This window comes from Novosphingobium sp. 1529 (genome assembly GCF_040544855.1).
Classification (GTDB): Bacteria; Pseudomonadota; Alphaproteobacteria; order Sphingomonadales; family Sphingomonadaceae; genus Novosphingobium; species Novosphingobium capsulatum.
Genome location: NZ_JBEPKW010000012.1, coordinates 116,050 through 129,685, shown reverse-complemented (window position 1 = coordinate 129,685; position 13,636 = coordinate 116,050). Strand labels below are relative to the sequence as shown.

The following is a 13,636-nucleotide window of genomic DNA, read 5'->3' as shown; positions in this document are numbered from 1 at the left end:
CCTCGACCGCATGGGCCCTCATCGCTTCCATCCGAATGATCACCCGGCGAACCGCAACCTATTGCCTTGCTTGAGAAACTTCCGAATCAGGCACTAAGTTTAAATTAGCCACTGCGGCAATCGCTTTGCTTGCATCCGCAGTTCAGCCCGCTTTCGGGCAAGAACGCACTGCAGTTCAAAATGGCTTTTCCTTGCCTCCCAATAGCGGCAAGAAAATCTTGATTTTTCAGCCTGCTGTGCGCGTTGGAGCGCAGTCGACCGGGGGATTGTTCGAGCCAAACGCCGATTGGAGCGAAAAGGCGCACGCAAATATCCTCAACGCGCTTACTGAGGTTCAAGCAAACTTCGGAAACTCGGTGAAAATCGCCCCGGAGGTGGTTGGCGAAGATGCACAGAATGTCGAAGAACATCTGAGCCTTTTCTCAGCCATCGCTCAGTCGGCAATTGAATATCAGTTTTTTGTGGGCAATCGCCTTCCCACTAAAAAGCGTGATAACAAAGATGGGAACTTTGAGTGGTCCATGGGAGAATCCGTGCGCAATCTCCCTGGTGCAAAAAATGCGGATTACGCACTATTCATATATAATCGTGATGAGTTTGGATCGACAGGCAGGAAACTTCTTCAAGTCGCGGCCATTTTGGCTGTGGGCGTGGCAATCAGGTCTGGAGAACATCAAGGCTATGCTGGCCTGGTGGACCTTAAGACCGGCGATCTTGTTTGGTTGAATGCTGATGCGCAAATGGGTGGCGATGTGCGCGACCCAGATGGCGCGCACAAACGCGTCCAACAGTTACTCGAAGACTTTCCCGGCAGCCAATTCGTAAAGACTGCCAAGAAATGAAAATTTTGCGGCTTTTTCTGACGGGTCTTTTGCTCGCATCCAATGGGGCATCCGCTGCAACAATTGCAACGGAGAAATCGCCCGTTCCAGCGCCATATTCAGGCGCATACCAACCCATTGGCGTCGATGAAATCGGCTTATGGCATGAGGAAGATGACGAAGAACGTAAACTCGCAGCATCCCCCCTGCTGATCCGTGACGAGGATTTAACCCAATACGTAAAAAGCGTTCTTTGCAAAACCGTTGGTATCGATCGCTGCAACTCAGTCAGAATCTACATCATCCGAACTCCGTTATTTAATGCATCTATGTCTCCAAATGGTACAATGCGCGTTTTGAGTGGCCTACTGCTTAGAGTGCATAACGAAGCAGAGTTAGGGACGGTTTTAGGTCATGAATTTGGCCACTTCGAAAAAAGGCATACTTTAAGTCAATTTAAAGCGAGACGCAGCGGTACCGATTTGCTTGCCTGGGCTGCAGTTTTAGCTGCAGCGTCTCCAAGCAATCAAGCTATTGATAATTATCGAAATATAGAGTTATCAGTTTATGGGAACTTGTTTCGTTTCAGCCGCGACCAAGAGCGCGAAGCCGACAAGCTTGCTATATCCTACCTGAATAGTAGCAGCCTCCCTCCGCAATTCGCCTCGGCAATTTGGGAAAATGTTATGGCAGAGGCCGCAGCATCCGCATCATCTAGGGGGCTGCCCAAGCCGAACTACAAAGCGATCGCCTTTTCCGCATCCCATCCCCCTGACGGTGAGCGCGCCAGCTACTTGAAAGAACTTGCAGATCCTCAGGGAGCAACCCGCAATGATGGTGCAGAAAGCTATCGCGCGCACATGTCAAAATGGCTCCCAGAATTCATGAGCGACCAAGTCAAGCTTAACGACTTTGGGGCTTCGGAATTTCTAATTACATCATGGGGAAGTCTCGGCTGGACTCCTTGGTTATGGCTTGCCAGAGGCGACCTTTATAGAACGAGGGGCGCCCCGCGCGATCTAATCAATGCGATCGAGTTCTATGACAACGCAATTGCTCTCGACCCCAAACTCAGCGCTGCCTATCGTGGAAAGGCCCTGGCGCTACTCAAAACGGGACAAATGGAGCGCGGGCAGAAAATACTGGCTACATATCTCGATATGCGGCCCGAAGCTCCTGATGCCGCTCTCCTCCGCACCATGATCCAAAAATAATCAGGAATAGCGATGAAACAGCAATTCTTCATTTGTGCGGCGTTTGTCATAACGGCGACAATCTCCCCAGGGGTTTTGGCACACACGCTCCACCGGAAAGGACAAACAACCACCGTTGCGCAATCGTCCATGTCCGTGACGCCATCACGGGATTGGAATCAATTGAGCAAGAAGATTGGCAAGAATGCCGAACTATGGACGCTCGACGGAGAACTGCTGGACGAGATAACTTTTGTGGGTAGTATACCACCAGGCCAATCCCTATTAAAAGAGAAAAGCAAGAAGCGTGACCCACTGCCCAAGTTCGAAATTTCGACATTGACAGCTGAGCTGCCAGAACTTTGGGAGAGAACTCTGCGGGCCTCTAAAGGTGTAAAGTCATTCACAATCAAATCTACAGAACCTGCCAATTTTTTGAAAAGTCCTGGCGTGAAATTTACGTTTGAATATGCTGATGACGATTACCTAGTGCGGAGTGGCGAGGCATATGCCGCCTCTGTCGACGGAAAATTATATCTAATTGCTTACGAAGCCCCAAGACTAGGATACTTCGAAAGGTATTTAAACGATTTTCGGAAAATCGTAGATAGCGCAAAAATGAATTGATGGGTGTGTGAACACAAATTGGCTGGCTCTTGCCAAACAAGAGCCAGCCCACTTATCCAACTCACCCCAGCTTGGCCTTCAGCACCTGGTTGACCAGCTGCGGATTGCCCTTGCCGGCCATGGCCTTCATCGTCTGGCCCACGAAGAAGCCGAACAGGGCTTCCTTGCCACCGCGGTACTGCTCCACCTTGTCGGCATTCGCGGCCAGCACGGCATCCACTGCCGCTTCGATCGCGCCGGTGTCGGTCGTCTGCTTGAGGCCTTCGCGTTCGACGATCACGGCAGCGCCGTCGCCGGTTTCCAGCATCTTTTCCAGGACCTGCTTGGCGATGGAGCCGGAGATCGTGCCATCGCCGATCAGGGCCAGCAGTTCGGCAGCGCCCGTTGCCGAAACCGGGCTGTCTTCCAGGCCCTTGCCCAGCTTGTTGAGCGCGCCGAACAGCTCGCTGGTCAGCCAGTTAGCGGCCTGCTTGGCCACGGCGGCTTCGTCCTTGCCCTGCTTGGCGGCGCTCGCCGTGATCAGGGTTTCGAACCAGGCGGCGGTATCCACGTCTGCCGTCAGCACTGCCGCATTGTAGGCCGACAGGCCCAGCGCATCGGTATAGCGCGTGCGCTTGGCATCGGGCAGCTCGGGCAGGGACGCGCGGCATTCATCCAGGAATGCCTGGTCCAGCACCAGCGGCAGCAGATCGGGATCGGGGAAATAGCGATAGTCGTGCGCGTCTTCCTTGCTGCGCATCGACCGCGTGGTGCCCGTGCCCGGATCGAACAGGCGGGTTTCCTGCACGATCTTGCCACCGGCTTCCAGCACGTCGACCTGGCGGCTCGCCTCGTGCTCGATCGCGGCCATGACGAAGCGCACCGAGTTGACGTTCTTGGTTTCGGTGCGGGTGCCCAGCGGCTCGCCCGCGCGGCGCACCGAGACGTTGACGTCGGCCCGCATCGAGCCCTGGTCCATGTTGCCATCGCATGAGCCGACATAGCGCAGGATCTGGCGCAGCTTGGTCAGGTATGCCCCGGCCTCGGCCGGCGACGTCATATCAGGCCGGCTGACGATTTCCATCAGCGCCACGCCCGAGCGGTTGAGATCGACGTAGGACATCGTCGGATGCTGATCATGCATCAGCTTGCCCGCGTCCTGCTCCACGTGGATGCGCTCGATACCGATGACCTTGGTGCCGGCATCGGGGTTCTTGTCATCCAGCGCGATCTCGATCGACCCTTCGCCCACCAGCGGGTGATAGAGCTGGCTGATCTGATAGCCCTGCGGCAGATCGGCATAGAAGTAGTTCTTGCGATCGAACCGCGACCAGGTGTTGATCTGCGCGTCGATCGCCATGCCGGTGCGCACCGCCTGGCGGATGCACTCGCGGTTGGGCACGGGCAGCATGCCCGGCATCGCCGCATCGACCAGGCTGACCTGGGTGTTGGGTTCAGCGCCGAACGCGGTGGCAGAGCCCGAAAAGAGCTTGGCCTGCGTGGTGATCTGGGCGTGAACCTCCAGCCCGATGACCACTTCCCACTCGCCCGTGGCGCCCTGGATACGATAGCTGCTCATCTTACCACCACTTACCCGGCTTAGCCGAAAACTGTGCGCGCTGTTCAAGCGCAAGGCTGGCGTTCAGCACGCCCTGTTCATCGAGCGGACGGCCAATGACATGCAGCCCCAGCGGCAACCCATCGCGCGACAGGCCGGCCGGAACCGACATGGCCGGAAGACCGGCAAGGCTGGCTGGCACCGAGAACACGTCGTTGAGATACATCTCGACCGGATCGGTGCTCTTCTGCCCCAGCGGGAACGCAGCCGACGGCGCGGTGGGCGTCAGGATCACGTCCACCGTCTCGAACGCCTTGGCGAAATCCTGCGCGATCAGCGCGCGAACCTTCTGCGCCTGGGTGTAATAGGCGTCATAGAACCCGGCCGAAAGCACATAGGTGCCGATCAGGATGCGGCGCTTCACCTCGTCACCGAACCCAGCGGCGCGGGTGGCAGCGTACATGTCCTGCAGGTTGGCGCCATCAGGCAGATCGCGCAGGCCGTAGCGCACGCCATCATAGCGGGCGAGGTTCGACGAAGCCTCGGCCGGGGCGATGATGTAATAGGTCGGCAGCGCATACTTGGTATGCGGCAGCGAGATATCGACGATTTCCGCGCCGGCATCCTTGAGCCAGGCGATGCCATCTTCCCAGCTCTGGGCGACATCGGCATCGAGGCCATCGACGCGGTATTCGCGCGGAATGCCCACCTTCTTGCCGCGCATATCGGCATTGAGGCCCGCTTCCCATGCCGGCACCGCCAGGTCGAGGCTGGTCGAATCCTTGGGATCGAACCCGGCCATGGCTTCGAGCATGATCGCGCAGTCGCGCACGTCGCGCGCCATCGGCCCGGCCTGGTCGAGCGAGGAGGCAAACGCCACCACGCCCCAGCGCGAGCAGCGGCCATAGGTGGGCTTGATCCCGGAAATGCCGGTGAAGGCTGCCGGCTGGCGGATCGAGCCGCCCGTATCGGTGCCCGTGGCCGCCGGCGCAATGCGCGCGGCAACTGCGGCTGACGAACCGCCCGAAGAACCACCCGGCGCCAGCGGCGTGGTATCGTCCCCCTTGCGCCAGGGCGAGATCACGTTGCCAAAACCGCTGGTCTCGTTCGACGAGCCCATGGCGAACTGATCGAGGTTGAGCTTGCCCAGCATGCCGGCACCAGCATCCCACAGCTTCTGCGAGACGGTGCTTTCGTACGGCGGGACAAAGCCTTCGAGGATCTTGCTGGCGGCCGTGGTCTGCACGCCCTTGGTGGCAAACAGATCCTTCATGCCGATCGGCACGCCGGCCATCTTGCCCAGCGGCTGCCCGGCGGCACGCGCCGCGTCCACCTTGCCCGCCGCGGCAAGCGCCGCATCCGGGGTGGTGACGATAAAGGCATTGAGCGCGCCCTGCGCCGCTTCGACCGCGGCGTTGAAGGCACTGGCCACTTCCGTGGCGGTGAAAGCGCCACTCGCCACCCCATCACGGAGCGCGGCAACGCCAAGTTCGGTAAGGTCAGTCATCCGTTCGGACCGATTGTTGCGCATGAACCGATCGGGGTTCGTGCGTGGGAAACTGGAAGGCGGTACTGCGCCTGCCCTTCGACAAGCTCAGGGCGAACGGGGGATTGATCCAAAACCCACATCCGTTCGTACTGAGCCTGTCGAAGCACGGCCAGCGCAAGGCCAGCCAAGAATTACTCGATCACCTTGGGCACGCCGAAGAAGCCATGCTCGGCCACCGGGGCATTGGCCAGCACGGCATCGCGGATGTCGCCGCCGGTCAGCGGATCGGCGTTGACCACGTCATCGCGTAGGCGCAGCGTATTGGGGATCACGGCGGTCATCGGGGTCACCCCGGTCACGTCGACTTCGCCCAATTGCTCAACCCAGGCGAGGATGCCGTTCAATTCGGGCACCATCGCTTCAAGCTGGGCCTCACTCACCTTGATGCGCGCAAGACTGGCGATCTTCGCCACGTCGGCGGTATTCACGGACATGCCGTCCCTTTCGTGCAGGGTTTGCCAAAAACAAGAACACCGCGCGCTACCATCGCGCGCGGTGTCCTTCAAGCCGCTGGGGCAAGCCACGGGGCCGACAGCCCCCTGGCATAAAACCGGATCAGTTGGCGGGCACCACCGGGGCTGCCGCCGGATCAACCGCTGCGCCACCAGCCGCACCACCCGCGCCGCGCGCCTGCATCTGCTGCTGCAGCGCCTGCATCGCGGCCTGCTGGCGCTGCAGTTCGGCCATGGAGCGGAACTCGATCAGCTCGACCTCAAACACCAGGTCGCTGTTGGCGGGAATGGCGACGCTGCCATCGCGGCCGGGCATGGCCTGGCTGCCATAGGCGAGCGCGGCCGGGATCTCGAGGCGGTACTTGCCGCCCACCTTCATCTGTTGCAGGCCCTGGGCAAAGCCGGGGATCACGCCTTGCAGCGGCATCGCGGCGTTTTCGCCACGGTCGAATTCCTTGCCGGTGCTGGCGATGCGGCCAACATAGTTGATCAGCGCCACGTCAGACGTGGTGGGAGACTTGCCCGTGCCTTCCTTGAGCGCGATCACGCGCACTTCGCTAAAGTGCACCGGGCGCGCCGCCCAGGCCAGGCCGATGCCCACCAGCACGGCAACGATCACGCCGAGCCAAACCTTGGCGAGCGAGCCCTTGGCAACGGGCTGCAACGGAACGCGGGTGATTTCCGACATTGGTTTCCCTCTGGGGTTTCCCTCTGGATTTTCCCTGATCAGGCAGCGCCCAAAGGAACGGCCGCCCGGCCGGTGCCTGCCCGTCGATTCGAGCCGGGATGCTCGACCCAACGAAAAGGGCGCCGTGATTCACGGCGCCCTCTTGGCCCAGCACAGGGCCTATCGCAAGTGCTCAATGTGACGGATGATCCCGCCACGATTGAAGCTTACTTCGCGCCGTCGCGCTCCTGGCGCTTACGCTCAAGCTTGCGGGCGCGACGCACAGCGGCGGCCTTTTCGCGAGCGCGCTTTTCCGACGGCTTTTCAAAGTGACGACGCAGCTTCATTTCGCGATAGACACCTTCGCGCTGAAGCTTCTTCTTCAGGGCACGAAGAGCTTGGTCAACATTGTTGTCGCGAACGAGAATCTGCATAAACCGACATACCTCAACAGCTTCGGGCGAGAGCCCGCGGCCGCGCGGGGGTCACCAGATACCAGGAACACAAAGCGTGCCGAATCCGATCAGGACCGGCTCGAACCGGGCGCCCAATAGTGATTCTGCCGGCGAAAGGCAAGCAATGTCGTGCAATTTGCGGGCAAAGGCCTTATGGGCGCGACCATGACCTCTTCAAAAGCCTCTAATGGCAAAGCTTCGAATGGCAAAGCCGCCGGCAATGCAGATGCCGTGCGCCAGTTCACAGTTCGCCCTGATGACAACGATGTGCGGCTGGACCGCTGGTTCAAGCGCAACCTTCCCGAGGTGAGCTTTGCCATGGTGTCGCGCTGGGCGCGCACCGGCCAGATTCGCGTGGATGGCAAGCGCGCCGATGTCGACACTCGCCTGGTCGCCGGACAGTCCCTGCGCGTGCCCCCGGCGGGCGGCCCGCTGCCCCTGGCCGGCGGCGGCAAAGGCGGCCGCGTGCGCAAGCCCCTGACCGAAGAACAGATCCACCTGGCCGAAGACATCGTGCTGGAACAGGATCGCGCCGCGATCGTCATCAACAAGCCGCCGGGCCTGGCCACCCAGGGCGGCAGCGGCACTTACGAGCATGTCGATGGCCTGCTCGATGCCTATGCCGGCGATGGGGATCCACGCCCGCGCCTGGTCCACCGGCTCGACAAGGATACCTCGGGCGTGCTGCTGGTGGCGCGCACGCCGGGCAGCGCGGCGTTCTTTTCCAGGCGCTTTTCCGGCCGCACCGCGCGCAAGATCTATTGGGCGCTGGTGATGGGCGTGCCCGATATCCATGATGGCATGATCGAACTGCCGCTGGCCAAGCAGCCGGGCACCGGCGGCGAGAAGATGATGGTCGATGAAACCGAGCACGGCATGCCGGCCCGCACCCGCTATCGCGTGATCGATCGCGCCGGCAACCGCGCTGCCTGGGTAGAACTGCAGCCGTTCACCGGGCGCACCCACCAGCTGCGCGTGCACATGGCGGCGATCGGCCACCCGATCGTGGGCGATGGCAAGTATGGCGGCCAGGCCGCGTTCCTGTCGGGCAGCATCAGCCGCAAGCTGCACCTCCATGCCCGCCGCCTGCGCATCGAGCATCCCGAGGGCGATCTGCTGGATGTGACCGCGCCGCTGCCCGAGCACTTTTCCAAGAGCCTGGAACAGCTCGGCTTCACCGAAAGCGAAGGCGATCTGCCGCTCGAAGCGCCGGTGCTGGTCGAACCCAAGACCATGGAAAAGCGCGCGGCCAAGGCCCACGCCAAGCAATACCGCAAGGAGCGCCGCGGCGAACGCCGCAAGCGCATCGATGGCCCGGCAACCACCGGCGCGCGCAAGCCCACTGGCCAGCGCGCCCGCGTGGCCGGAGCCGCCGCAGGCAAGACGCCTGCAAAGGCTGGCGCGAAACCTGGGGCAAAGCCTGGAGCGAAACCGGGGGCCAAGCCCGCCGCGCACACCGCAAGCGCCAAGCCCGGCGCCAAGCCGGCACCGCGCCGCGCCTCGCCCAAGGCCCCTGGCAGCAAGGCGCCCAGCCCGCGAAGCCCGGGCAAGCGATGAGCCTGCGCCTCGCCATCTTTGATTGCGACGGCACCCTGGTCGATAGCCAGGCCGATATCGGCGCGGCGATGGACGGGGCGTTTCATGCCATGGGCCTGGTGCCGCCGCCACGCAGCGAAACCCGGCGCATCGTCGGGCTGTCGCTGGTGGAAGCGATGCGCCGCCTCCATCCCGAAGGCGATGCACAGGCACACGACATGCTCACCCAGGCCTACAAGGACACGTTCCGCGCCCGGCGCGAGGCGGGCATGGTGGGCGAGCCACTCTATGACGGCATCGCCGCGCTGGTCGAAGACCTGGCGCAGCGTGGCTGGCTGCTGGGCGTGGCCACCGGCAAGAGCGACCGGGGTCTGGCCCATTGCCTGGCCACGCATGGCCTGTCGCGCCATTTCGTCACGCTGCAAACCGCCGATCGCCACCCGTCAAAGCCGCATCCCAGCATGATCGAGGCCTGCCTCGATGCCACTGGTGCAGACACCGCGCTGACCGTGATGATCGGCGATACCGCCTATGACATGGCCATGGCCCGCAATGCCGGCGTGCGCGCGATCGGCGTGGACTGGGGCTATCACGAGCGGGCCGAACTGTTCGCTGCCGGCGCCCATGCCGTCGCCGGCACCGTGGCAGAGCTGGCCGAACTGCTCCACGCGGTAGGCTGAGGCGATGCGCGACCCGGCGATGGGGCGCTTTGCCCTGCTACAACTGCTGCGCCTGGCAGGCACGCTGATCGTGATGATCGGCGCCATGGCCGCATCGGGCAATGTGCCGTGGCTGGCGCGCGTGCCGCAATGGGGCGCGTTCGCACTCGCCTTTGCCGGACTCACCCTGTTCTTTGGCGCGCCGCGCTGGCTGGTGCGGCGCTGGAAAAGGCCATCATGAAGCGCTTTTATCAAGACGTTACCGTTTCGCCTGAAGATGCTGGCTTTCGCGTGTGCCTCGATGGGCGCGGCATTCGCACCCAGGGCGGCCGCCCGCAGATCGTGCCCACCGCCGCCCTCGCCCAGGCCATGGCCAGCGAATGGGCCAACCAGGGCGAGACGATCGACACCGCCGCCTTCGCCTTTCGCGACATGGCCGACTATGCGATCGACGTGGTAGCGCCGGCCCCGGCCGCCGCGCGCGCCGATCTGCTGCCTTATGCCGAGACCGACACGCTGTGCTATCGCGCCGAGCCGGACGAACCGCTCGCCGCGCGCCAGCGCCTGCTGTGGGAGCCCCTGCTTGCCATGGCCGAGGCGCGCTATGGCGTGGCGTTCACGCGCGTGGCCGGGATCATGCACAAGCCCCAGCCCGCGCCGACGCTTGCGGCACTTGCCGCCGAGCTGGAGCAACTTTCGCCCTTTGCCCTGGCTGCCCTGCGCAACACCGCAACGCTGTCGTGCTCGCTGATCATCGGCCTTACCGCGCTCGATCCCGGCGCAGACGTTGCCGCGCTGTGGGATGCGGCCTGCGTGGAGGAAGACTGGCAGGCAGAGCTGTGGGGCAAGGACGAGATGGCCCAGGCGCGCCGCGCCTTGCGCGGGGAAGCCTTTGCCACGGCCGCGCGGTTCGCCCAGCTGCTGTAACGCGGCGCGGCGCCCCGTTGGCACGGCAAAAGCGATCACCCTGATCGAATCGCCTGCCTTGCGCCGGTGCGCCGCTCCGCCTATCTTGGCGCCATGGCTATCCGCGAAATTCTTGAAGTTCCCGATCCGCGCCTCAAGCAGGTCTCGGCTCCGGTGGAAACGTTCGACGACGAACTCCGCACGCTCGTGTCCGACATGTTCGATACGATGTACGATGCCCCTGGCATCGGCCTGGCCGCGATCCAGGTGGGCGTGCCCCTGCGCGTGCTGGTGATCGATCTGCAGCCCGATGACGAGGATGCCGAGCCCGAAGCATGCCACGATCACGGCTGTGGCCACAGCCACCAGCCGGTGCGGCGCGAACCGCGCGTGTTCATCAACCCGGAAATCCTCGATCCTTCCGAAGAACACACGATCTATCGCGAAGGCTGCCTCTCGGTGCCGGAAATCTATGCCGAGGTGGAACGCCCTTCGCGCATCCGCGCCCGCTGGCAGGATCTTGACGGCACGGTCCACGAGGAAGCGATCGACGGCCTGCTGGCCACCTGCCTGCAGCACGAGATGGACCACCTCGAAGGTATCCTGTTCATCGACCACCTCTCGCGCCTCAAGCGCCAGATGGCGCTCAAGAAGCTGGACAAGCTGCGCAAGGTGGCGTGATCGCCCCTGACAGTTGAGGATAAAGCGGCCCGACACATTGCGTTGCCGGGCCGCTTCGTTTACGTTCCCGCTCTGTTCTTGAGTGGAGGCGGACCTTGGCGGTGGTTTTGGTAATCGTGGCGCTGGTGATCGGCCTGGCACTGGGCTGGTTCCTGGGCGGTCGCCCCGTAGCAGAGGCGCAAGGCCGCGCCACTGCCCGCGAGAACGAAGCGCGCGAGGCGCAAGGCACCATCAAGGCCATGGCCGTGGACCTTGCCACCATGGCCGAGCGCGCGCGCCAGGCGGAACAGCTTGGCGCCGAACGCGATGCCCTGCGCGCCGAGCGTGATGGCCTGGCCACCCACCTCGCCGCCGCCAGCGAGCGCGCGGCCGAAGCCGACGCGCTGCGCGATGCGCTGCACGAGGCGCGCCAATCGCGCGAGGACCTGCGTGCGGAACTGGCCCGAATGAAAGCCGACGCTGCCAATTTTGCCGAACAGAAGCGCCTGTTGATCGAGGCGCAGGAAGCGCTGCGCCGCGAATTCGAGAATGCCGGCAACAAGGTGCTGGAACGCGCGCAAGAGGCCTTCATGGCCCGGGCACAGGAGCGCTTTGCCCAGAGCGAGGAAAAGGCGGCGCAATCGCTGCGGGCCCTGCTCGCCCCGGTGGATCAGCGCCTGAAAAGCTATGAAGAGCAGGTCGGCAAGCTGGAAAAGGAACGCGTCGATGCGTTCGGCAACCTCACCGGCTTGATCCAGGCGATGCGCGACGGGCAGGAACAGGTGCGCGCCGAAGCCGCGCGGCTGGGCAACTCGCTGCGCAATGCCCCCAAGGCGCGCGGCCGCTGGGGCGAACAGCAACTGCGCAACGTGCTGGAACAGTGTGGCCTGGCCGAGCACACCGATTTCGTCACCGAGCATTCGATCGATACCGACGAAGGCCGCCTGCGCCCCGATGCCATCGTGCGCATTCCCGGCAACAAGCTGCTGGTGATCGACGCCAAGGTTTCGCTCAACGCCTATCAGGATGCGTTCGAGGCCGCCGACGATACCGCGCGCGGCGTGGCCTTGGCAGCGCATGTGCAGTCGATGCGCAACCATATCCAGACGCTGGGCGCCAAATCCTATCAGAGCCAGTTCGAGGAAGCGCCCGACTATGTGCTGATGTTCGTGCCGGGCGAACACTTCATCGCCGCCGCGCTGGAACGCGATCCGCAATTGTGGGACTTCGCCTTCGATCGCCGCGTGCTGCTCGCCTCGCCCACCAACCTCGTCGCCATCTGCCGCACCGTGGCCCAGGTCTGGCGCCAGGATGGCCTGGCGCGTGAGGCGCGCGAGATCGGCCGGATGGGCGGCGAACTGTACGATCGCCTGGCTGTCGCCGCCGATCACCTCAAGCGCGTCGGCTCTGGCCTGGAAAGCGCGGTCACCAACTACAACAAGTTCGTCGGCAGCTTTGAGCGCAACGTGCTTTCGGCCGGTCGCCGCCTGCGCGAAAAGCATATCGAGATCGGCAAGCGCGAAGTGGAAGAAGTGCCTTTGGTGGAAACCGCGCCGCGCTATGTTGCCACAGACATTGCCGCAGACACTGCTGCAGTCGGGGCGGCGGAACTGCCCGCGCCGACCGGCGTTGGCGTTGAAGGGGAAACGGCTGCAGGGTAACGATGGGCATGATGGCACGACAGGCAAACAAGGGCTTGCCCATGCGCAGCGCAGCTTGGACAGTGGCGCTCGCCAGCCTTGCGCTGGCCGCCTGCCAGCGCGAGCCGGCACCGCAGGAAAGCGCCAGCCCGACCGCAACGCCCAGCGCCAGCGCCACGCCCGAGCCTACCCCCACGCCGCCCGCGCCAAGCCCCAGCCCGACGCTGGCGCTCCCGGTCAAGCCCACGCCCGATGTGCCGCTCACCCCAGCCGATACCGCCTCTGCCCTCCCGGCGATCGCCCTGGCCCCGCGCGACGATTGCGCCGCGCTGCCGGGCTGGAGCGCCTTTGCCACGCGCCTTGCCGCCGCCGTCAAGGCGCGCGACGCTGCCGCGCTCGCCGCACTTTCATCCCCCGATGTGACGCTCGATTATGGCGGCGGCCATGGCCCCGCCCAACTGCAAAAGCGGTTGGCCGCGCCGGCCGGCGCCGCCATATGGGCCGATCTCGCGCGCATCCTGCCGCTGGGCTGCGCCGTGCAGGGCGATCTGGTGGTCATGCCGTGGTTCTTCTGGAACGTGCCTGATGAGGTCGATCCGGGCATGACGATGCTGGTCACCGGGCAAGGCGTGCCACTTCGCGCCAAGCCCAGTGACACGGCGCCAGAAGTCGACCGGCTGGACTGGTCGCTTGTCACCATTGCCACGAGCCCTTCCTACAATCCCGCCGCGCGCTACACCGCCGTGATCACCGGCAAGCCGCAACGCAAGGGCTGGATCGAAACCGCCCGCCTGCGCAGCCTGCTCGCCCGCCGGATCATCGCCGAACGCAAGGGTGATGATTGGCATATCAGCGCGCTGGTGGCGGGGGATTGAGGGGAATATGCCGGGCGCCATCCTATTCAGGCGCTCCGCAAAATCAAATTCGCGCAGAG

15 protein-coding genes are annotated in these 13,636 nt (G+C 63.3%); 10 read left to right on the top strand and 5 right to left on the bottom strand.

The window, feature by feature from the left end:
- Positions 1 to 125: 125 nt before the first annotated feature.
- The 3 genes from ABIC78_RS18640 to ABIC78_RS18630 are packed head-to-tail and all read left to right on the top strand — an operon-like array spanning position 126 to position 2,641.
- Complete coding sequence (locus tag ABIC78_RS18640) at positions 126 to 842, top strand: hypothetical protein (RefSeq protein WP_354491275.1); 717 nt, start codon at positions 126 to 128, stop codon at positions 840 to 842.
- Positions 839 to 2,035 (top strand): M48 family metalloprotease, encoded by a 1,197-nt coding sequence (locus tag ABIC78_RS18635; protein WP_354491273.1) that lies wholly within the window; start codon positions 839 to 841, stop codon positions 2,033 to 2,035. The genes ABIC78_RS18640 and ABIC78_RS18635 overlap by 4 nt, the downstream gene beginning before the upstream one ends.
- 12 nt (positions 2,036 to 2,047) lie before the next feature.
- Complete coding sequence (locus ABIC78_RS18630; protein WP_354491271.1) at positions 2,048 to 2,641, top strand: hypothetical protein; 594 nt, start codon at positions 2,048 to 2,050, stop codon at positions 2,639 to 2,641.
- A gap of 61 nt (positions 2,642 to 2,702) precedes the next feature.
- Here the strand turns inward: ABIC78_RS18630 and gatB are convergent, their stop codons facing one another.
- From gatB to rpsU, 5 genes are all read right to left on the bottom strand, one after another.
- Positions 2,703 to 4,199: an Asp-tRNA(Asn)/Glu-tRNA(Gln) amidotransferase subunit GatB gene (gene gatB, locus ABIC78_RS18625; RefSeq protein WP_354491269.1), complete on the bottom strand. Its 1,497-nt coding sequence runs from the start codon at positions 4,197 to 4,199 to the stop codon at positions 2,703 to 2,705.
- 1 nt (position 4,200) lies between these two features.
- Positions 4,201 to 5,685 carry an Asp-tRNA(Asn)/Glu-tRNA(Gln) amidotransferase subunit GatA gene (gene gatA / locus ABIC78_RS18620; RefSeq protein ID WP_354491267.1) on the bottom strand — a complete coding sequence of 495 codons (1,485 nt, stop codon included), beginning with the start codon at positions 5,683 to 5,685 and terminating at the stop codon, positions 4,201 to 4,203.
- Positions 5,686 to 5,858: 173 nt separating this feature from the next.
- Positions 5,859 to 6,161 carry an Asp-tRNA(Asn)/Glu-tRNA(Gln) amidotransferase subunit GatC gene (gatC, locus tag ABIC78_RS18615; protein ID WP_022674991.1) on the bottom strand — a complete coding sequence of 101 codons (303 nt, stop codon included), beginning with the start codon at positions 6,159 to 6,161 and terminating at the stop codon, positions 5,859 to 5,861.
- A gap of 121 nt (positions 6,162 to 6,282) precedes the next feature.
- Entirely contained in the window at positions 6,283 to 6,867 is a 585-nt protein-coding gene (locus tag ABIC78_RS18610; RefSeq protein ID WP_354491265.1) for an FKBP-type peptidyl-prolyl cis-trans isomerase, read from the bottom strand.
- Positions 6,868 to 7,073: 206 nt separating this feature from the next.
- The gene (gene rpsU, locus ABIC78_RS18605; RefSeq protein WP_011446475.1) at positions 7,074 to 7,280 is read right to left on the bottom strand and encodes a 30S ribosomal protein S21; all 207 of its coding nucleotides are present in this window, start codon (positions 7,278 to 7,280) and stop codon (positions 7,074 to 7,076) included.
- Positions 7,281 to 7,466: 186 nt separating this feature from the next.
- On the opposite strand from rpsU, the gene ABIC78_RS18600 reads away from it, so the two are divergent.
- The 7 genes from ABIC78_RS18600 (at position 7,467) to ABIC78_RS18570 (ending at position 13,577) form a co-directional block, all read left to right on the top strand.
- Positions 7,467 to 8,858: an RluA family pseudouridine synthase gene (locus ABIC78_RS18600; protein WP_354491262.1), complete on the top strand. Its 1,392-nt coding sequence runs from the start codon at positions 7,467 to 7,469 to the stop codon at positions 8,856 to 8,858.
- Positions 8,855 to 9,517 carry an HAD-IA family hydrolase gene (locus ABIC78_RS18595; protein WP_028657623.1) on the top strand — a complete coding sequence of 221 codons (663 nt, stop codon included), beginning with the start codon at positions 8,855 to 8,857 and terminating at the stop codon, positions 9,515 to 9,517. The genes ABIC78_RS18600 and ABIC78_RS18595 overlap by 4 nt, the downstream gene beginning before the upstream one ends.
- Positions 9,518 to 9,521: 4 nt before the next feature.
- On the top strand, positions 9,522 to 9,737 hold the full coding sequence (locus ABIC78_RS18590) for a hypothetical protein (RefSeq protein WP_107717083.1): 216 nt from the start codon (positions 9,522 to 9,524) through the stop codon (positions 9,735 to 9,737).
- The gene (locus tag ABIC78_RS18585; RefSeq protein WP_107717082.1) at positions 9,734 to 10,423 is read left to right on the top strand and encodes an ATP12 family chaperone protein; all 690 of its coding nucleotides are present in this window, start codon (positions 9,734 to 9,736) and stop codon (positions 10,421 to 10,423) included. Before ABIC78_RS18590 ends, ABIC78_RS18585 begins: the two co-directional genes overlap by 4 nt.
- 93 nt (positions 10,424 to 10,516) lie before the next feature.
- Positions 10,517 to 11,083 carry a peptide deformylase gene (gene def / locus ABIC78_RS18580; RefSeq protein WP_028657624.1) on the top strand — a complete coding sequence of 189 codons (567 nt, stop codon included), beginning with the start codon at positions 10,517 to 10,519 and terminating at the stop codon, positions 11,081 to 11,083.
- Positions 11,084 to 11,178: 95 nt separating this feature from the next.
- Entirely contained in the window at positions 11,179 to 12,723 is a 1,545-nt protein-coding gene (locus ABIC78_RS18575; RefSeq protein WP_354491258.1) for a DNA recombination protein RmuC, read from the top strand.
- Between the two features lie 41 nt (positions 12,724 to 12,764).
- Positions 12,765 to 13,577: a hypothetical protein gene (locus tag ABIC78_RS18570; RefSeq protein ID WP_169049225.1), complete on the top strand. Its 813-nt coding sequence runs from the start codon at positions 12,765 to 12,767 to the stop codon at positions 13,575 to 13,577.
- Positions 13,578 to 13,636: the final 59 nt, after the last annotated feature.